Source organism: Stenotrophomonas rhizophila (assembly GCF_001704155.1).
Classification (GTDB): domain Bacteria; phylum Pseudomonadota; class Gammaproteobacteria; order Xanthomonadales; family Xanthomonadaceae; genus Stenotrophomonas; species Stenotrophomonas rhizophila_A.
This window is the reverse complement of sequence record NZ_CP016294.1, coordinates 818,963-839,020: the sequence shown is the minus strand read 5'-3', so window position 1 is coordinate 839,020 and position 20,058 is coordinate 818,963. Positions and strand designations below refer to the sequence as shown.

Genomic DNA, 20,058 nt, shown 5'->3' with positions numbered 1-20,058 from the left:
CCCTTTAGGCCGTGGTGCCGATACGCTGCAGGCGGTAGCTGCCATCGAGCACGCCGTTGACCCATTCCTGGTTGTCCAGGTACCAGTCCACCGTGAAGGCGATGCCCTGCTCGAAGGTGTATTCGGGCTCCCAGCCCAGCTGGTCTTTCAGCTTGGAGGCATCGATCGCATAGCGGCGGTCATGGCCGGGGCGGTCGGCAACGTAGGTGATCTGGCTGCTGCGCGGCTGGCCGTCCGCGCGCGGACGACGGGCATCGAGCAGCGCGCAGATCGCGTGCACCACTTCGATGTTTTCCTTCTCGGAATTGCCGCCCACGTTGTAGGTCTCACCCACCTGGCCCTTGGCCAGTACGGTACGGATCGCCTCGCAGTGGTCGGACACGAACAGCCAGTCGCGTACCTGCTTGCCGTCGCCGTATACCGGCAGGGGTTCGCCGGCCAGCGCCTTGGCGATCACCAGCGGGATGAGCTTTTCCGGGAAGTGGTACGGGCCGTAGTTGTTGGAGCAGTTGGTGGTCAGCACCGGCAGCCCGTAGGTGTGGTGGAACGCACGCACGAGGTGATCCGAAGCCGCCTTGGAGGCCGAGTACGGCGAGTTGGGCGCATACGGCGTGGTTTCGCTGAACTTGCCGGTCTCGCCCAGCGTGCCGTAGACCTCATCGGTGGACACGTGCAGGAAGCGGAACGCCTGGCCCTTGTCGGCCGGCAGCGCCTTCCAGTAGTCGCGCACGGCTTCGAGCAGGCCCAGCGTACCGACCACGTTGGTCTGGATGAAGGCACCGGGCCCGTCGATGGAGCGGTCCACGTGGCTTTCAGCGGCGAAATTCAGCACGGCGTCGGGCTGGTGTTCGGCCAGCAGGCGGGCCACCAGGGCCTGGTCGCCGATGTCGCCTTCAACGAAGACATGCGCGGGGTTGCCCTCCAGCGACGCCAGGGTCTTGAGATTGCCGGCATAGGTCAGCGCATCAAGGTTGATGACCCTGACACCTTTGGCGACCGCCTCGAGAACAAAGTTACCGCCGATGAAGCCGGCTCCGCCGGTGACAAGCCATGTGGGCACTACCCGTTCTCCTTTTTGGTTAGCTGGACAGGATACAACGCCGGACCTTTTACAGCGTCGCCCGAAGGTGAATGGGCCCGCGTCGTTTGTGCGGCGCAGCAATGGCCGGCACCCACCATACGCATTCGCATGGTTGGCCGGAGGCAGTTAGAATCGCGGTCCCACCCCCCGAACCGGTTGCTGTTTGCGGAACCGGACGTTCCCCCTGATTTTGAGCCGGCCAGCGGTCGGCACTACAAGGATCCCGCACCAGATGAAAATCCTCGTCGCGTACAAGCGCGTGGTGGACTACAACGTCCGCATTCAGGTCAAGCCGGACGGTTCCGGCGTGGTCACCGACGGCGTCAAGCTGTCCCCCAATCCGTTCGATGAAATCGCGCTGGAAGAAGCCCTGCGCCTGCGCGACAAGGGCATCGCCACCGAAGTGATCGTGGCCTCCATCGCCCCGTCCGACGCCCAGGCGCACCTGCGCAACGGCCTGGCCATGGGCGCCAACCGCGCCATCCACGTGGTCACCGACCAGGCCATCCAGCCGCTGACGGCCGCGCGCACCCTGCTCAAGCTGGTGGAGAAGGAACAGCCGGACCTGGTGATCCTGGGCAAGCAGGCCATCGATGACGATGCCAACCAGACCGGCCAGATGCTGGCCACACTGTGGGGCCGCCCGCAGGCGACGTTCGCCAGCAAGCTGGACATCGCCGACGGCAAGGCCACGGTGACCCGCGAGGTCGACGCCGGCCTGGAAACGCTGGAAGTGGACCTGCCGGCCGTGGTCACCACCGACCTGCGCCTGAACGAGCCGCGCTTCATCAAGCTTCCCGACATCATGAAGGCCAAGGCCAAGCCGCTGGAAACGCTGCAGCTGGCCGACCTCGGGGTTGACGCCGCCGATACCTTCAAGACCACCCAGTACGCCGCGCCGTCCAAGCGCAGCAAGGGCGTGATGGTCAAGGACGCGGCCGAACTGGTTGCCGCACTCAAGCAGAAGGGGTTGCTGTAATGACCAAGATCCTCGTTGTTGCCGAACACCATGACGGCAAGCTCAACGCCGCCACCGCCAAGACCGTGAGCGCGGCCGCCGCCATCAGCGGCGCCAGCATCGACGTGCTGGTATTGGCTGCCGACCCGGCCGCCGTTGCGGCCCAGGCCGCCGGCCTGGCCGGCGTGGCCAAGGTACTGACCGTGGCCAACCCGGCCAATGCGCAGGCGCTGGCCCAGGTACTGGCCCCGCAGATCGCGCAGCTGGCCAAGGGCTATACCCACGTGTTCGGTCCCTCGACCACCTTCGGCAAGGACCTGATGCCGTGCGTGGCCGCCCTGCTGGGCGTGAACCAGGTTTCGGACCTGATGACGGTTGAAGGCAGCCACAGCTTCAAGCGCCCGATCTACGCGGGCAACGCGATCATCACCGTGGACGTGCCGACCGACCAGATCGTGGTCGCCACCGTGCGCGCGGCCTCCTGGCCGGAAGTCGCCAGCGGCGGCAGCGCCCCGGTGGAAGCGGCCAGCGTGGACGCGGCCCTGCCGACCCACACCCGTTTCGTCGGCCTGGCAGCCGGTGCCACCGACCGTCCGGACCTGCAGAGCGCCAGGCGCGTGGTCTCCGGTGGCCGTGGCGTGGGCTCGGAAGAGAACTTCAAGGTGATCTTCCAGCTGGCCGACAAGCTCGGGGCAGCCGTGGGTGCCTCGCGCGCCGCCGTGGACGCCGGCTATGTGCCCAGCGACCTGCAGGTCGGCCAGACCGGCAAGATCATCTCGCCGGAGCTGTACGTGGCGGTCGGCATCAGCGGTGCCATCCAGCACCTGACCGGGATCAAGGACGCCGGGACCATCGTGGCGATCAACAAGGACCCGGATTCGCCGATCTTCGAAATCGCCGACATCGGCCTGGTGGGTGATCTGTTCACCCTGCTGCCGGAGCTGGAAGCGGCGCTGTAAGTGACCGAGGGCACCTCCCCCGCTGCGCCCGCCCCGCCCCGTCGGGGCCGGGCACTGGGATGGTTGGCCGGCATCGCCAGTGTGTACCTGCTGGCGCTGTGGTACCTGGACCGCGACAAGCATGTGCTGTCGCGGCTGGGCGATCTGGCAGGCCCGCTGGCGGTCTGCGCGCTGCTGGTGTTGTGCAGCTACCTGCTGCGCTATCAGCGCTGGCATGTCCTGCTGCGTGTGCAGGGGCACCCGGTCGCTTCGTGGCGGGCGGGGCTGGTCGCCTATCTCGCCGGTTTTGCCTTCACCGCCTCGCCGGGCAAGGCCGGTGAGCTGCTGCGTATCCGCTATTTCTCGCGGCTGGGTATTCCATCGCGCGCCACGCTGGCTACGTTCGTGTATGAGCGCGGGCTGGACCTGGCCGTGATCACCCTGCTCGGCACCGGCGCAGCAGGCCTGGTGCCCCTGTTCGGTGCGCTGACCGGGATTGTCATGGTCCTGCTGGTGGGATTGTGTCTGCTGGCCGCCTGGCCGCGCCTGCAGGCGCTGGCGCGGGCGGTGATCGCGCGGCTTCCCGGGCCACGCGTACGCCAGCTGTGCGGGTTCCTGCTGGATGGGGTGTGTGGCCTGCGCCCGCTGCTGCGACCGGGCCTGACGCTTGCCAGCACCGCCTACGGTGCGGCGGCATGGTTGCTGACGGCTGCCGCGTTCGCCTGGCTCTGCCATTGCCTGGGGATCGCCCTGTCCTGGCAGCACGCGCTCGCTATTTACCCACTGGCCATGCTGGTGGGCGCCCTGTCCTTCGTGCCGGGGGGCGTGGGCACCACCGAAGCGGCCATCGTGCTCATGCTGACCAGCACCGGCGCCGGGCTGGAGGTCGCCGTGGCGGCGGCCATCGGGATCCGGTTGGCCAGCCTGTGGCTGGCCGTGGTGGTGGGAATGCTGGCCATGGGGAGCCTGGAGGCACGCCCGGACCCCTGAAGAGACGCGCATTCCCGGGCTTAAACCAACCAGATGCGACGCTATACTGTGCGGTCAATTTTCATGGATGAGACGCCATCGCCATGTACAGCCCCGGTTCGTTCGACGCAGGAGTCACCCCGTTTTGAAATCCCAGAACCGCGCACTCTGTGTCGACCTGGACGGCACCCTGCTCCGCTCCGACATCCTGTATGAATCGCTGCTGGCATTGCTGGCGCGCAATCCGCTGTACGTGTTCCTGCTGCCGTTCTGGCTGCTGGGTGGCAAGGCGGCGGTCAAGCGCCAGCTGGCCTCGCGTGTCCAGCTGCCCGCCGACACGCTGCCCTACGACGAGCGCGTGCTGGAGATCCTGCGCACCACGACGCAGCGGCCGCGCGTTCTCTGCACCGCCTCGGACCAGCTGCTGGTCCAGCCGATCGCCGACCACCTGGGCCTGTTCGAGGAGGTGATCGCCAGCGACGGCCACACCAACCTGTCCGGCCACAACAAGGGCAAGGCACTGGCCGAGCGCTTCGGCGAACGCGGTTTCGACTACATGGGCAACGGCCGGGTCGACCTGCAGGTGTGGGCGCATGCTGGCGGCGCCATCGTGGTCAACAACGGCGAGCGCCTTGCGCGCGATGCTGCCCGCCACACCGAGGTGCTGGCCCACCTGCCCGCCCGCAACGGTGGCCTGCTGACCTGGATCAAGGCGCTGCGCATCTACCAGTGGCTGAAGAACCTGCTGGTGCTGGTGCCGCTGCTTACCGCGCACCGCTTCCTCGAACCGGCTGCGGTGCTCGATGCCGGCATCGCCTTCCTGGCATTCGGACTGTGCGCATCGGGTGTGTACCTGCTCAACGATCTGCTCGACCTGACCCCCGACCGCATGCACGCCCGGAAGCGCAAGCGGCCGTTCGCCGCCGGTACGCTGCCGCTGCTGCATGGCCTGCTGGTGGCGCCGCTGCTGACCGTACTCGGTTTCGCCCTGGCGTGGCTGTGCAGTCCGGCGTTTGCCGGCGTGCTGCTGTGCTACTACGTGATGACGCTGGCGTATTCGCTCAAGCTCAAGCGCATCGTGATGATCGATGTGGTGCTGCTGGCGGCGCTGTACACCGTGCGCATCATCGGCGGCACCGTCGCAATCGGGTCGGAGCTGTCGTTCTGGCTGCTGGCGTTCTCCATGTTCGTGTTTCTCAGCCTGGCCATGCTCAAGCGCTACACCGAGCTGGCCGCCGCCCTGGCCAGCGGCAAGGAGATGGCGATCGGCCGCGGCTACGCGGTGGCGGACCTGCCGCTGGTGCAATCGCTGGGTGCCGCAGCCGGCTACATCGGCGTGCTGGTGTTCGCGCTGTACATCAACAGCCCCGAAAGCCTGGAGCTGTACAGCAACCCCAAGGTGCTGTGGCTGCTCTGCCCGATGCTGTTGTACTGGATCAGCAGAATGTGGATCGTTTCCCACCGCGGCGACATGGATGACGACCCCATCGTTTTCGCTGCCATGGACCGGGTCAGCCAGGTGGTCATCGCCCTGTGCGTGGTCATCGTGCTCGCCGCGATATGAGTTCGGCACGCGGCCAGTCGTGGGGGCGCTATCCGCGCGCGCAGCAGACGCTGCTTGCGCTCAGCGACCGCGCCGCCGCCCTGCCGCCGGTGGCCGGCAGCATGTTGCCCCACGGCAATGGCCGCAGTTACGGCGACAGCTGCCTGAATCCGGGCGGCACGTTGTTGATGACGCGCGCACTGGACCGCTTCATCGCGTTCGATCCCGCCACCGGCGTGCTGCGCTGCGAGGCGGGCGTGACCCTTGCCGAGATCATCGAGCTGGCGCTGCCGGCCGGCTGGTTCCTGCCGGTCACCCCGGGTACGCGCTACGCGACCGTGGGCGGTGCGATCGGCAATGACGTGCATGGCAAGAACCATCACCGCGCCGGCAGCTTCGGCCACCACGTGCGCTGCCTGGAGCTGCTGCGCAGTGATGGTGCGCGGCAACAGCTGGATGCACACGACGCCAGCGGCCTGTTTGCGGCAACGATCGGCGGACTGGGCCTGACCGGCCTGGTCACCTGGGCCGAGCTGCAGCTGCGCCGCGTCCCCGGCCCGTGGATCGAGACCGAATCGATCCGCTTTGATGGGCTGGATGAATTCTTCGAGCTGTCGCGCCAATCGGCCCGCGACTTCGAATACACCGTCGCGTGGATCGACTGCCTGGCCAAGGGCAGGCAGCTGGGCCGCGGCCATTTCCTGCGCGGTGACCATGCCGCAGGCAACGCGCAGGCGGCCACGCCGCCAGGCGCGCCACGCCGCAGCATGCCGCTGGTGCCGCCGGTATCGCTGGTCAACCGGCTGACCCTGAAGCCGTTCAACACCCTCTACTACTGGCGGCAGCCCGCCCGGCGCAAGCGCCACGTCAGTCACTTCCAGAGCTACTTCTATCCGCTGGATGGCATCAACCACTGGAACCGCATGTACGGTCCGCGGGGATTTCTGCAGCACCAGTGCGTATTGCCGCCCGAGGTCGCGCGCGATGCCACGGCGGCACTGCTGTCAGAGATATCGCGCAGCGGGCGCGGTTCGTTCCTGGCCGTGCTGAAGGAGTTCGGCAACCGTCCGTCGCCGGGCATGCTGTCCTTTCCACGCCCCGGCACCACGCTCGCGCTGGACTTCCCCAACGACGGCCCGGACGTGTTCCGGATGCTGGAGCGGCTGGACCGCATCGTCGCCGAGGCCGGTGGCGCGGTCTACCCGGCCAAGGATGCGCGCATGAGCGGAGCGCTGTTCCGCCAGGCCTATCCGCAGTGGCAGTCCTTTTCCCGATTCATCGATCCCCGTTTTTCATCCGGCTTCTGGAGCCGGGTCATGGAGTGAGCATGCAGAAGATCCTGATCATCGGTGCGACATCGGCGATCGCCGAAGCCGTCGCCCGCGTTTACGCCACACGCGCCGCGGCGGTGTTCCTGGTAGCACGCAATGCGGCCCGGCTGGACGTCATCGCCGACGATCTGCGCGTACGTGGCGCCCGGCAGGTGGATTCGGCCGTGCTGGACGTCAACGATCTCGGGGCCCACGCCGCCGTGCTGGATACCGCGTGGGCCGCGCTGGGTGGGATCGACACCGTGCTGATCGCGCATGGCACCCTGCCCGACCAGGCCGCCTGCGATGCCTCGGTCGACGTTGCGCTGCAGGAGTTCGCCACCAACGGCACTTCGACGATCGCGCTGGCGGCAGCACTCGCCCAGCGGCTGCAGAGCGGCTCGACCCTGGCCGTGATTTCCTCCGTCGCCGGTGACCGCGGCCGTGCCAGCAACTATCTGTACGGCAGTGCCAAGGCGGCGGTCAGCGCCTACCTGAGCGGGCTGGGACAGCGCCTGGGCGCCACCGGGATCAACGTACTGACGATCAAGCCCGGCTTCGTCGATACGCCGATGACCGCCGCGTTCAAGAAGGGCGCGCTGTGGGCCACCCCGGACAAGGTGGCCACCGGTATCGCCCGTGCGATCGACAAGCGCCGCCCGGTGGCTTACCTGCCGGGCTTCTGGTGGGCGATCATGTTCGTCATCAAGTCCATCCCTGAATTCGTATTCCGCAGGATCAAGCTCTGACATGACCGACAAACACGCCAAGATCGTCATTACCGGTGCGGCCGGGCTTGTCGGCCAGAACCTGATCGTCGAGCTCAAGCAGCAGGGTTACAGCCAGCTGGTGGCCATCGACAAGCACGCCCACAACCTGGCCATACTCCGCGAACTGCACCCGGACGTGCGCGCGGTCGACGCCGACCTCGCCCTGCCTGGCCCGTGGGCGGCCGAGTTCGAAGGCGCTGCCTGCGTCGTGCAGCTGCACGCGCAGATCACCGGCAAGACCAATGACCTTTTCGTGCGCAACAACATCACCGCCACCGGGCACGTTCTCGCCGCCACCCGGGCCGCCAACGTGCCCTACATGGTGCATATCAGCTCGTCGGTGGTGAACTCGGTGGCGGTGGACGACTACACCACCACCAAGCGCGACCAGGAAGCAATGGTGGTGTCCAGCGGACAGCGCCACTGCGTACTGCGGCCCACGCTCATGTTCGGCTGGTTCGACCCCAAGCACCTGGGCTGGCTGTCGCGCTTCATGGCACGCACGCCGGTGTTCCCGATTCCCGGCGATGGCAGGTTCATGCGCCAGCCGCTGTATGAGCGCGACTTCTGCCGCTGCATCGCCAGATGCATCGAGACCGAGCCGGACGGCAAGGTGTTCGACATCGTCGGCGACACCCGCGTGGACTACGTGGACATCATCCGGACCATCAAGCGGGTCAAGAACCTGCACACGCTGATCGTCCACATCCCGATCGGCTTCTTCGCCTTCCTGCTGCGCACGTTCGCCCTGTTCAGCGCCAAGCCGCCGTTCACCGCCGATCAGCTCAAGGCGCTCAGCGCCGGCGACGATTTCAAGGGCGTGGATACCGAGGCGGTGTTTGGCGTACGCCAGACCCCGTTCGAAGAAGCCATCCGCGAGAGCTACACCGACCCGCGCTACAGCCATATCGTGCTGCGTCGTTGATGATGAACCATCCAGCAAAGGATAGTACGTTGAACCCAACCGCCTCCCCCCGCTTCACCCACCGCCTCAACGGGCTGCTCACCGTGGTGCTTGGGCTGCTGGCCATAGCGTATGTGTGGCTGGCCGTGGTCGGAGCCAGGCAGAGCTACACGCCGGTGCCGCTCACCGACATGTGGGATGGCACGGTTGATTTCTATCGACGCGTGAGCGCGGGGGATGCCGGCATATGGCTGGCCGGGCACAACGAACACCGCATCGTGCTCGCACGCGTGCTGTTCTGGCTGGACATGCGCCTGTTTGGCGGAAGTGCGGTCTTCCTCATTGTTGCCAACTATCTGCTGGTGGCCACCAGTGCGCTGGTCATGTGGCGGTTCCTGCGTGCCACGATGCCACGCCACGAAGATGCGATGCTGCGCGCCGGCACCTTCCTGTTCCTGTTGGCCTGGTTGTTCAGCTGGTGCCAGGAAGGAAACCTGACATGGGGCTTCCAGAGCCAGTTCATCCTTGCCCAGCTGCTGCCGCTGGCCGCACTGCTGGCGCTGTACCACGCCAGCGTGTCGACCTCCTCCAGCCGACGCTGGTTCCTGTTGTCGGTGCTGCTGGGCGTTGCCTCGCTCGGCACCATGGCCAATGGCGTGCTCACCCTGCCGATCCTTGCCGCGTACGCGGCGATCACCCGGCAGGGGTGGCGCCGCTTCCTGGTGCTGGTGGGTCTGGCCCTGATCATGGGTGCCGCCTACCAGCGTGGCCTCGCCACCGGCGATGGTCCCTCGAAACTTGAGCTGCTGCGCCAGCAGCCCTACCAGTACGTGCGCTTCCTGCTGCTTTACCTGGGCAGCCCCTTCTACTACATCGCCCGCAACGTGACCCCGCACGCGCGGGAGGTTGCCGCAGCGATGGGCGCCCTGCTGGTCATCGGCTCCGCCCTGGCGGCGCTGGTCCACCTGCGCCGTCCGCAGGGTCGCCATGCGCAGTGGGCGCTGGTGATGTTCCTGGTCTTCATCGGTGGAACCGCAGCAGGCACGACGCTGGGACGCGCCGCCAGTGGTGAGATCCATGCCCTGGCCAGCCGCTACACCACCCCGGCGGTGATGGCCTGGGCCGCGCTGGCAATCTGGGTGGTGTCCTTTGTCGCCCTGCGCGGCCGCCGCTGGCATGCCGCCGTGCTTGTGCTGATGGCCGGCGCGCTGGGCGTGGGGATGATCGAACAGAAGCACGCCCTGGACGACCAGGCCGACAAGCACTACGAGCAGTCGCTCGCGGCCGTTGCGATGGGACTTGGCATTGCAGACGATGCGCAGGTACAGATCATTTTCCCCTTCACCGAGAACGCGCTTCGCCTGGCCCGCGACGCCGCCGGGGCAAACCTTTCAATCTTTACTGCCGCGCCGTGGCAGGCAACACCCACGGTGATCGGCAGCAGCGCACCCGCGCTGCCGGGCGTGGTGTGCCGGGGCAACATCGATGAATCCCGCGAAGCACCGTCCCAGCAGGACTACGTCAGGATCCGTGGCTGGCTGGACGGGCCTGCGCCGGACACCGAGGGCGGCGCGCTGCGCGTGGTTCGCGACGGCAAGGTGGTCGGCTACGGGTTGATCGGTCATTCGCGACCGGACGTCGCCGAAGTCACCGGCGCGGCAGCGGCCGCGCGCGCGGGCTTCGTTGCGTATGTCCCCCGCGACCAACTGGGCCACCCGCTGGTACTGCTGGGCGCCGGTTGCCAGCTGCCGGCGGTCGCTCCGGTCATGGCGTATCGGGAGACGGTGGAAGTGCCGGCGCCCGGCACGAAGATCATCACCGAAGCTGCCGTGACGCCGGGCCATCCGTGGTTGGGCAAGGATTTCCATGTCTCGTCCTACCCGGGCATGAAGATCATGGCCAGCCTGGTGCGAGGCGATTCGGACAAGGGCACGCTGCGCTTCACCGCACACCCCGGTGATGCGTTCTACTACCGTTCCGGGCCGACCGTCGGCCGCCAGGTGATCCAGCTTGACGATGGCCGGCTGGGCAGTGCCAAGCTGCCGCTGGCGGAACAGGAGTGGGTCCGCCTGTCGCTGGATGCGCCTTCGCTGCCGGAAACCTTCACCGTCACGCTGGTCGATGACGGTGACGGCTGGGGCGAATGGTCGGCCATTGCGGTGGTTGCAGCGGCACCGGCCAACTGAATGACGGTCGAGGCGACCGCCTTACATATTCACGGTGCCGCACCTGGCGACACCCTTACGAGGTACTGATCATGGGCAAGAAAGTTGCCGTCCTCGGCGCCGGTCCAATGGGCCTGGCTGTCGCTTACCAGCTGGCCCGGGATGGGCATCATCCGGTGATCTTCGAAGCTGACGACCGGGTGGGCGGCATGACCGCCTCGTTCGATTTCGGCGGCATGCAGATCGAGCGCTATTACCATTTCCATTGCATTTCCGATGCTGACTTCCTGGCCGTGCTCGACGAGCTTGGCCTGGCGTCGCGCATGCGCTGGACCGAAACACGCATGGGCTACTGGTTCGGCAAGCAGTTGCAGGCCTGGGGAAACCCGGTGGCGCTGCTGCGCTTCAAGGGCCTGGGCTGGATCGCCAAGTTCCGCTACGGGCTCCACGCCTTCCTGTGCACCCGGCGCCAGGACTGGAAGCCGCTGGACCATGTCGAAGCCTCCGGCTGGATCCGGCGCTGGGTGGGTGCGGAAGCCTACGAGACCCTCTGGCGCAAACTGTTCGACTACAAGTTCTACCACTACGCAGACAACCTGTCGGCGGCATGGATATGGAGCCGTATCCGCCGGATCGGGCGTTCCCGTTACAGCCTGATGCGCGAGAAGCTGGGCTATCTGGACGGCGGTTCGTCGACCCTGCTCGATGCCCTGCATGCGGATATCGTCAAGCACGGCGGCGAGGTGCGACTTTCCTCGCCCGTGCAGCGCATCGTCATCGAGGACGCGCGGGTGCAAGGGGTCCAGGTAAATGGCGAGGTACTGCCCTTCGACACCGTCGTCTCGACCGTGCCCCTGCCCTTCGTACCCCGGATCGCGCCCGATCTTCCTGCTCCGATCATCGCGCAGTTCGAGAAGCTGAAGAACATTGCAGTGGTCTGCGTGATCGCCAAGCTCCGCCGGCCCGTGTCGGCCAACTTCTGGGTGAACACCAACGACCCGGACATGGATATCCCGGGCATCGTGGAATACACCAACCTGCGCCCGATGGATGCCCACATCGTATACGTCCCGTTCTACATGCCGGGCGAGCATCCCAAGTACGCCGAACACAACGACGCGTTTGTCGACAAGGTGAAGCGCTACCTGCGCATGATCAACCCGGCGCTGGTGGAAGAGGACTTCATCGACGTCCGGGTCAGCCGTTACCGTCACGCCCAACCTATCTGCGATCCGGGCTACCTGGATGACCTGCCGCCGCGCAAACTGCCGGTTGCCGGTCTGTGGGTGGCAGATACGTCGCATTACTATCCGGAGGACCGGGGCATTTCCGAGAGCATCGGGTTCGGCCGGATGATGGCCCGGGAAGCAGTGGAGTAAGCGGCATGGTTTCCCGCCAGTTCATGATGTTCCTCCTGGTCGGTGGCGTGGCTGCGCTGGCCAACTTCCTGTCGCGCATCCTGTACAGCCACTGGCTGGATTTCACCCCGGCCATCGTCCTTGCCTACATTACCGGGATGGTGACAGCCTTCGTGCTGTCCAGGATGTTCGTGTTCAAGGAAAGCACCCGCCCCCTCCACCATTCGGCGTTCTACTTCGTACTGGTCAACCTGTTCGCCGTGGCCCAGACCTGGATCGTTTCCATGGTGCTGGCATTCCACGTGCTGCCGTGGCTGTCCATCGACGTCCTTCGGATGGAAATCGCCCATGCGGTCGGTGTCGTCGTTCCGGTGTTCTCAAGCTATGTCGGGCACAAGTACCTCTCCTTCCGCTGATCGCAGCCGCGCCGCCCGGCGGCGCGTGCTGCTGTGGGGAACGTACGATACCGGCAAGCCGCGCGTGCGCATCCTGGTTGACGGGATGCGCGCCAATGGGATCGAGGTCGATGAGGTCCATGCCGATGTCTGGAGCCAGGTCAGCGACAAATCACAGCTGCGGGGCATGGCCGCACGCGTGGGCATCCTCTGCCGCATGCTGCGCGCGTATCCGGCGCTGATCTGGCGGCTGTTCCGCGCGGCAAGGCCGGACGTGGTGATGGTTTCCTATCCCGGCCCCCTCGACCTGCTGGTCGCGGGCGTGGCGGCGGCACGCTGGAAGGTGCCGCTGCATTTCGACGTCTTTGTGTCGCTGTACGACACCATCGTGCAGGACCGCCGGCTGCTTTCCCCCGGTTCGGCCGCCGCTCGCGTACTTCACCGCCTTGAAGGTTTCTGCCTGCGTCGTGCCGACCTGGCCTTCATGGATACCGAAACGCATGCCCGTCGAATCGAGTCGCTGTTCGCGCTTGCCGCTGGCAGCGTGGGCAGTGTGTGGGTCGGCGCCGAACTGGATCGGTTTCCGGCGCTGCCCCCGCGGCAACGCCTGCCCGGCCAGCCGCTGAGGATGCTCTTCTACGGCCAGTTCATTCCACTTCACGGGCTGCCCACGATCATCGAAGCCGCGCGCCTGCTGCGCGATGCGCCGGTAGAGTGGATCATCGTGGGACACGGCCAGGAAACGGCACGCATCGACGCCATGCTCGAGGCCGATCCCTTGCCGCAGGTGCAACGCGTGCACTGGGTCGCCTATGAGCAGCTCATCGAGCAGATGACCGACGCAGACGTTTGCCTCGGCATATTCGGCACATCGGACAAAGCCGCCAGCGTCATACCCAACAAGCTCTTCCAGATCGTGGCCGCTGGCAAACCCTTCATCACCCGGGATTCGGCGGCGATCCGCGAGCTGTTCCCACACGCCCGGGCCGATGCGGTGCTGGTGCCGGCCGGCGATGCCGCTGCACTGGCCGATGCCGTGCTCGGCATGCAGCATCTGCACAGCGGGGCGAGCGCCCACGCGGATCTGCGTGACCGGATCGGGGCAGGAGCAGTGGGCGCGCAGTATCGGGCCCTCATCGACGGGTTGGACGTCTCCACCGGATGAAAAAGAACCTGCTGCGACTGTTGAATGTGCTGATCGGCACGGCTGCGGTGGCCGGTTTCTCGGCCTACGCCTGGCATGCCGCTGACGGCATCGACTGGACGCGGCTGGGAACGCCCTCTGCGCTGCTGGGCATCCTGGCGGCAGGCGTGGCCTCGGCGCTGATCATTCCACTCAGCGCCTTTGCCTGGATGCGCATGCTGCGCTCCTGCGGCGTCCACCGGCCATGGGGCCAACTGGCCACCATCATGGGGCTGACCCAGCTGGGCAAATACCTGCCCGGCAACGTGGCACAGCACATCGGGCGCCTGTCGATGTCGCTCAAGGCCGGTATTCCCGCCGTACCGTTCACCACGACCGTCGTATCGGAGAGCCTGCTTGCGATCCTTGCCGCCGTGTTCTTCGGTGCGCTTGCCTGCGCGCTGGGTGGCGCACAGGTGGTCGCGACCGGCGTGCTGGCAGACACCGCGCCTGAACACCTGCTGCCCCTGCTGCTGCTGGCCAGCATCGCACTCATCGGCATCGTGGCTGCCAGCCCACGACTGATCAATCGCATCGCGGTGCGGCGCCTGGGCAGCGTCGGCGCGCCCGTTCCGGCGGCGCGCGCATTGATGCTTGCCTTCACCTGCTATGTCGGAAATTACCTCGTCCTGGCGGCGGGGATCTGGCTGCTGTCCCACCTTCTGCTGGAGAACCCGCCCTCGGCGTGGTTGCTCACCGGTGCATTCGCGCTGTCGTGGATCCTCGGCTTCCTGCTTCCCGGTGCTCCCGCCGGGTTGGGCGTGCGTGAGGCAGCAATGCTGGGTATCCTACAGGCCGCCGGCGGCGGGCCCGAGCTGTTGCCACTGGTCGTTGCCCTGCGCATGTCGACCATGCTGGGGGACCTGCTCTGCTTCGCCGTCGCGCTGCTGGCCGTACGGACCCTGCGTACACCCCCCGATGAGAACCCCTGACGAGTAGGGAGCAGCGCTGTGCAACTGGAACCAACCGGCGAACGGATGATGGTCGATGACTACCAGGCGACCGCCGAGGACCGACTGATCTACCATCTTCATATCGAAACCTATCGGTTTGCCGAGGCATACACGCGCGGAAGGCGGGTGTTGGATTTCGGATGTGGTAGCGGCTACGGCTCGGCCATGATCGCCCGGTCGGCACTGCATGTCACCGGCGTGGATGTTGCCGCGGATGCGGTGGCGTATGCCGCCGAACGACATGGATCGGACAACCTGGACTTCCAGCACGTCACCGCCGACGGCGGACTGCCGTTTGCCGATGCCTCATTCGACACCGTGCTCTCGTTCCAGGTCTTCGAGCACGTCGAACATGAGCAGCGCTACCTGCAGGAGATTGCCCGCGTTCTCGTCCCGGGCGGAACCCTGTTGCTGGTGACGCCGGATCGTTCCACGCGGCTGCTTCCCCTGCAGCAGCCCTGGAACCGCTGGCACCTGCGCGAATACAGCGAGCGCTCGCTGCGACAGCAGCTGGTCCAGCAGTTCGACGACGTGCGCATTCTCGGGATGGGCGGCGATGCCGCTACCATCGGCATTGAACTGCGCCGCTGCCGGCGGATGATGTGGCTCAGCCTGCCATTCACCCTGCCTTTCTACCCACGCGCCCTGCGCGTTGGCCTGCTCAACCTGGTGCACCGCTTCAAGGCACGACCGGCGGCTGGAACGCCGACCGATCCTGCCGTCTTCGCGCCGGGTCCGGTCCGCATCGCGGCAGGGTTGTCGCCCTCGCTCAACCTGGTGGCGGTCGTCCGCAAACGCCAGGCCTGATCACGATGCACCCTGCACCTCCCTCCGACATGGCACTCACCCGATGAAACTTCACACTGCAGCCCCTGGGGCACTCCGGAAGAAGGTGCTCGTCATCCAGATTCCCTGCCTCAACGAAGCAGCCACCCTGAAGATTGCCATCGATGCACTTCCGCGTCAGGTGCCGGGCTTTGACGAGGTCAAGATCCTCATCATCGATGACGGGTCCACCGATGGCACCTCCGAGCTGGCGCTGCGTCTGGGCGTGGACCATATCGTGCGCCACCCCGTGAACCGTGGCCTGGCCACCGCCTTCATGTCCGGACTTGAGGCGGCGTTGTGCCTGGGCGCCGATGTGATCGTCAACACCGATGCGGACAACCAGTACTGCGCCGACGACATTCCGCTGCTGACCCAGCCCATCCTCGAGCACCGCGCCGACATGGTGATCGGCGCGCGTCCCATCGATGAGACCGAGCACTTCTCGTTGATCAAGAAGAAGCTGCAGCGAATCGGCAGCTGGGCGGTACGCATGGCCAGCCAGACCGATGTGCATGACGCACCCAGCGGGTTCCGCGCGATCTCGCGCGAGGCAGCGATCCGTATCAACGTCTTCGGCGGCTACACCTACACGCTGGAAACGATCATCCAGGCAGGCCTCAGCGGCCTGGTGGTGGCGTCGGTTCCGATCCGGACCAATGCAGACCTGCGCCCCTCCCGACTGGTCAAGAGCATCGCGTCGTACGTGGTGCGTTCACTGGTCACCATCGCCCGGGTACTGATGATTTACCGCCCGTTGCTGGTGTTTTCCCTGCTCGGTGCGGTTCCGCTTCTGCTGGGACTGGTCGGCGGCCTGCGCTTTGCCTGGTTCTACGCAATCGGGGAAGGCGGCGGCCATGTCCAGTCCGTAGTGTTCAGCGCGTTCTGCCTGACACTGGCCGCCATCATGTTCACCATCGGGTTGATCTCCGACCTGATAGCGACCAACCGCAAGCTGTCCGAGCGGATCCTGCGCCACGTCCGCCAGGTCGAACACCGGCTGGAACAGCTGGAGTAGCACGCCGGCGATCAGGCGCCCCGTGCACTACCCGTGTCGGCATGCCGTCGCCGCCGAAGACCCAGCATCACGGCGACCAGCAGCAGGACCGATCCCAGCATGATCCAGCCGCCAACGATCAACGCACGCGGCTGGTAGCGCGCCGTGATGACAGCGCCGGGTTGAACGGCAATCGCCGGCAACGTGCCGAAGTACTGCTGCGGTTGAGCCCGGTTGCCGTCCACGGAAAATTCCCACGATTCGGATGCCGCCATCGGCAGTACGACGTATCCGGATCGGCTGCCGGTGTACTGCAGGGTCCATCCGTCCGAGAAGTTGCCCTGCACCCGTACCGCTTCGGCAGCGTGCGCCGCAGGCGCTTGATCCAGCGAATCCAGGAAATAGGCACCGGCTGGGGCATCCCTGTTTTCCAGCAGTACCAGGCCTGGCGCCTGCGCTGCCACCGCCCAGCCTGCAAGCCCGGGGCCCTCGGGCAGTATCCGCAGGATGAGGCAGCCCGGCGCACGCGCAGGCTCGACCTGCAACGCGCAGTTGGCGGCCCCGCCAGGCCGGTACCAGGCCGTGATGTTTTCGTTGGCAGCCGCGCCCTCATGACGGAGGGTCAGCACAACGCGCTGCTGCGCAGGCGTTACCGCCGGGGCGAAATGAAAACGCGCCATCTCCCCGTCCACGATCGAACCGGCCGGCAGGGTGGCTTCTGCAAGGACCGAGCCCGGTTTCTCCGGATCGAGCAAGCTCAAGGTCACGCTGCCATGCAGGCCACTGCCGCCGTAGGTGGCCAGGCGCAGCTCGACATCGGACAGGGTGAAGTGGGCAGGCAGGTCCACGGACTGGCTCCACGCAGCGGTTCCCAGCGCGGGAAGGGCCTCCATGGGCGCAGGCCCGGCCGGATACTCCGGCACCCACGCCTGGGCCAGCAGCCGCTCGTCGCCCAGCACGTACTTCACGGCCATGGCGCGTATGGCCGGGCTGTCCAGCTGGATGGCATCGGCGCCGATGATGGACGCCGTAGGCGTGGTGAACGGGTCGCGCACCGCCTGTGCCAGCAACCGTTTCACGGCGGCGGTCTTGAAGCCATGCCCATACCATTCCGGAACGCCATAGGCCCCGAGCGTGCCGCTGACGAGGTAATTCCCGTCCGCAATGACGTAGGTGAACGGCAGGAGGCCAGCCTGCACCTGGGCAATCTGCCGGGTGGGCGGGAACATCAACGCGGCCGGCACGGGTCCGTTGAAGCGGCGGAACATCGTGCCGAGGTCCACCACCTGCACCACCAGCAGCGGGACGGTCAGCAGCAGCGCCATCCAGGGGCGCTGGATCCGGCGCAGCAGCAAGGCCAGTGCGCTTGCGGCCAGCGCGGCCAACGCGATATCCAGCAGCAGGATGCCGCGCGCCCAGCCATTGCCACCCAGCCCCGGAACCCAGCCGAGCCATGCGGGCGGAATGAGCTGGAACACCAGCACCGATGAGATCACCAGCAGCAGGCTGGCCAGTACCAGCACCGGCTCGAGCCGACGGGGCCTGATCCAGCGGAGCAGTGCGGCCGCCGCCAGCAGCAGGCCGAGGCCGCCCACGTACATGTGCGATTCGACCTGCGGGCTCTGGCGGGCGATGTGCGGCAGCAGCCGCACCGCGTCGGTCAGCAGCCGCAGCGGGCTGCCCCCCGTCCGCGCGGCAGTGTCGATGTGGGCCAGCCACGTGGCCAGGGCAATCAGGGGAATGGCCGCAAGGCCAGCACCCAGCGCAAGCGCGCCGAACATGCCAGCCAGGCGACGGTTGCCCGGCTGGGGCGCCATCCGCCACAACACCAGTGCGTACAGCACTGCCGCGCCGAGGCCGAGCTGCGCCACGAATGGAAATCCGCCGAGCAGCAACAAGGTGGTGAGCAGGGTCATCGCCGCAAAGCGCCATGCGCCCGGGCGTTTCCACCAGCCTTCCACCGACCACAGCAACCAGCACACCCACACCGAGGTACTCATGTGTGGCCAGTAGAGCCAAGCGGCATGGAAACCGCACAGCATCACCGTGACGCCGCCAAACAGGGCGGGCAGCGTACCCAGCGACCGCCGCAGCCAGAACCATGCGCCGAGGCCAGCCATGACCAGATTGAACAGGGTGGCAAAGTAGAAGCCGCTGGACGCACTGGGCGCGGCAGCGAAAATCGCGAACGCCGGAGTCAGTTGCGAACTTGCCAGGTTGTGGATGCCGGGCTCACCACCGCCGGGCAATGGGTTCCACAGGGGAACCCGCCCCTGCCGAAGTTCGCCACGGGCAAACATCCAACGCGGCACCATGGCATCTAGAACGTCGGTCCGCTCGCCGTTGCGAACCTCGACCGGACCGTATTCCTGCGACCACCCCTTGGAGGCAACCAGCAGATCGTAGGGTCCCACGGTCTGCTGCGCGAAGGGGTTGGCGCCCAGCACGGCCATCCCGACCGCAACGAAAAAGGCGATGGCGGCCGCCACGCCCCAGCAGCGCCGCTGCCTGTCGGTCATGCTCCAGCGTCCCCCATCCATTGCCTGCCCCCCGGCCGCCGCCACTCAGCCGCGGAGTCGCCGGATCACCGATGCGGGAACCACGGCGCGGACCAGCGACGCCAACCCCGGGCTGCGGCGGACGAAGCGTTCCAATGCGGAGTACGACGGATTCAGCGCGATCTCATCCGGCGCCGAATCGAAGTGGGCGATCACCGCTTCATACTGGTCGTACGGGTGCGGAATCATCCGCTTCAGCGCCGGCTGGCTGCGGTAGTAACGGCGCCAATCGGCCGGGATCTTCCTGCCGTTGGCGAACACACCGTACTTGTCCGGCAGGCCAGCGGGATTCTTCAACCGCTCCAGCTCGCTGGAGTACCACCGGGTCATTTCCAGCAGCGTGGCGTTGCCGGCATCGTGCTTGCCGAGCATGTGCTCATGCGTGCCGATGTCGAAGCCGGAGAAGTGGTAGAAGCGCAGCGGGTGGCTTCCGTTGACCACGATCGTGCCATCGGCGCGGGTGCTGACCTGGCGGTAGTACAGGTTCCAGGTGGCCACGTTGTACGACGGGACACGCATGATGCCCAGCGTCTGGAAGAAGCACGGCGCCAGGTCGACCCACTTTTGGTCGGTGAACAGGCCACGCTGGTTGTCGTCGAAGCAGTAATCGCGGCAGCGGTCCTGCCACCACTGCAGGAATGCCGGGCCTTCGCCCACGCGCGTCAGCGCCAGGAAGCCCAGGTTGAACACGCCATGGCGCAGGCAGCCCAGCATTTCACCGTCGTGCAGGTCGTCGGTGTCCACGGCGGGAACCGATACATGGGGCGTGAGGATGATCGGATGCGTGACCATCTGCTGTTCCAGCTCTTCCATGCGCGCGTACAGCACGGTGTCTGGATCCTGGTAGACGACGTTGGCGAACCCGTACTGCTTGAACAGATGCGAGAAGGCGAACGGCTTGACCGCCGTGCACAGCTCCACCACGGTGTGGTCGAACAACCACGACTGCAGGTCGCCCACCCCTTCCACCACGTCTTCGGGGGTAAGGACAATGTCGAAGTCCGAATAGTCCAGCGCCGGATCCTTGTGGTCGCTCAACATCAGGGCCATTTTGGCCTCAGGGTGATGGCGGCGCACGGAGGCGGCAAGAATGCGCGCCTTGGGCAGGTAGCCATTGTTGATGGACGTGAAAATACATTCGATCATGGTGG

General features: G+C 66.3%; 17 protein-coding genes. 14 read left to right on the top strand and 3 right to left on the bottom strand.

Translation table 11 applies throughout. The features are described from left to right. Positions 1–4 precede the first annotated feature (4 nt). Positions 5–1,060, bottom strand: coding sequence for a dTDP-glucose 4,6-dehydratase (rfbB, locus tag BAY15_RS03645; RefSeq protein WP_068849072.1), 1,056 nt, complete (start codon positions 1,058–1,060; stop codon positions 5–7). A gap of 253 nt (positions 1,061–1,313) precedes the next feature. Between rfbB and BAY15_RS03640 the strand changes: the two genes are divergently transcribed. The 14 genes from BAY15_RS03640 to BAY15_RS03575 all read left to right on the top strand — a co-directional run bounded on the left by BAY15_RS03640 (position 1,314) and on the right by BAY15_RS03575 (position 16,370). After that, positions 1,314–2,060 carry an electron transfer flavoprotein subunit beta/FixA family protein gene (locus tag BAY15_RS03640; RefSeq protein ID WP_068849070.1) on the top strand — a complete coding sequence of 249 codons (747 nt, stop codon included), beginning with the start codon at positions 1,314–1,316 and terminating at the stop codon, positions 2,058–2,060. Next, a complete protein-coding gene (locus tag BAY15_RS03635) occupies positions 2,060–2,998 on the top strand; it encodes an electron transfer flavoprotein subunit alpha/FixB family protein (protein WP_068849068.1) in 939 nt (312 codons plus the stop codon). The genes BAY15_RS03640 and BAY15_RS03635 overlap by 1 nt, the downstream gene beginning before the upstream one ends. Then, positions 2,999–3,967 carry a lysylphosphatidylglycerol synthase transmembrane domain-containing protein gene (locus BAY15_RS03630; protein WP_068849067.1) on the top strand — a complete coding sequence of 323 codons (969 nt, stop codon included), beginning with the start codon at positions 2,999–3,001 and terminating at the stop codon, positions 3,965–3,967. Positions 3,968–4,091: 124 nt separating this feature from the next. Then, positions 4,092–5,510, top strand: a complete 1,419-nt coding sequence (locus BAY15_RS03625; RefSeq protein WP_068849065.1) for a UbiA family prenyltransferase — start codon at positions 4,092–4,094, stop codon at positions 5,508–5,510. Next, positions 5,507–6,814 carry an FAD-binding oxidoreductase gene (locus BAY15_RS03620; RefSeq protein WP_068849063.1) on the top strand — a complete coding sequence of 436 codons (1,308 nt, stop codon included), beginning with the start codon at positions 5,507–5,509 and terminating at the stop codon, positions 6,812–6,814. The genes BAY15_RS03625 and BAY15_RS03620 overlap by 4 nt, the downstream gene beginning before the upstream one ends. A 2-nt stretch (positions 6,815–6,816) precedes the next feature. Beyond that, on the top strand, positions 6,817–7,548 hold the full coding sequence (locus BAY15_RS03615) for an SDR family oxidoreductase (RefSeq protein WP_068849062.1): 732 nt from the start codon (positions 6,817–6,819) through the stop codon (positions 7,546–7,548). Between the two features lies 1 nt (position 7,549). After that, entirely contained in the window at positions 7,550–8,494 is a 945-nt protein-coding gene (locus BAY15_RS03610; protein ID WP_068849060.1) for an NAD-dependent epimerase/dehydratase family protein, read from the top strand. A gap of 29 nt (positions 8,495–8,523) precedes the next feature. Next, positions 8,524–10,659, top strand: coding sequence for a hypothetical protein (locus tag BAY15_RS03605; protein ID WP_068849058.1), 2,136 nt, complete (start codon positions 8,524–8,526; stop codon positions 10,657–10,659). Continuing rightward, positions 10,617–12,017 carry an NAD(P)/FAD-dependent oxidoreductase gene (locus BAY15_RS03600; protein ID WP_237334313.1) on the top strand — a complete coding sequence of 467 codons (1,401 nt, stop codon included), beginning with the start codon at positions 10,617–10,619 and terminating at the stop codon, positions 12,015–12,017. The genes BAY15_RS03605 and BAY15_RS03600 overlap by 43 nt, the downstream gene beginning before the upstream one ends. 5 nt (positions 12,018–12,022) lie before the next feature. Beyond that, positions 12,023–12,412, top strand: coding sequence for a GtrA family protein (locus BAY15_RS03595; protein WP_068849054.1), 390 nt, complete (start codon positions 12,023–12,025; stop codon positions 12,410–12,412). Between the two features lie 25 nt (positions 12,413–12,437). After that, the gene (locus tag BAY15_RS03590) at positions 12,438–13,556 is read left to right on the top strand and encodes a glycosyltransferase (RefSeq protein WP_068849052.1); all 1,119 of its coding nucleotides are present in this window, start codon (positions 12,438–12,440) and stop codon (positions 13,554–13,556) included. Further along, the gene (locus BAY15_RS03585; protein WP_068849050.1) at positions 13,553–14,506 is read left to right on the top strand and encodes a lysylphosphatidylglycerol synthase domain-containing protein; all 954 of its coding nucleotides are present in this window, start codon (positions 13,553–13,555) and stop codon (positions 14,504–14,506) included. The genes BAY15_RS03590 and BAY15_RS03585 overlap by 4 nt, the downstream gene beginning before the upstream one ends. Positions 14,507–14,524: 18 nt before the next feature. Beyond that, a complete protein-coding gene (locus tag BAY15_RS03580; protein WP_157771688.1) occupies positions 14,525–15,334 on the top strand; it encodes a class I SAM-dependent methyltransferase in 810 nt (269 codons plus the stop codon). Positions 15,335–15,377: 43 nt separating this feature from the next. After that, entirely contained in the window at positions 15,378–16,370 is a 993-nt protein-coding gene (locus BAY15_RS03575) for a glycosyltransferase family 2 protein (protein WP_068849046.1), read from the top strand. Between the two features lie 11 nt (positions 16,371–16,381). On the opposite strand, the gene BAY15_RS03570 is transcribed toward BAY15_RS03575, so the two are convergent. Next, positions 16,382–18,868 carry a hypothetical protein gene (locus BAY15_RS03570; protein WP_068849044.1) on the bottom strand — a complete coding sequence of 829 codons (2,487 nt, stop codon included), beginning with the start codon at positions 18,866–18,868 and terminating at the stop codon, positions 16,382–16,384. A 45-nt stretch (positions 18,869–18,913) separates the two neighbouring features. Next, positions 18,914–20,053, bottom strand: coding sequence for a glycosyl transferase (locus tag BAY15_RS03565; protein WP_141236281.1), 1,140 nt, complete (start codon positions 20,051–20,053; stop codon positions 18,914–18,916). Positions 20,054–20,058: the final 5 nt, after the last annotated feature.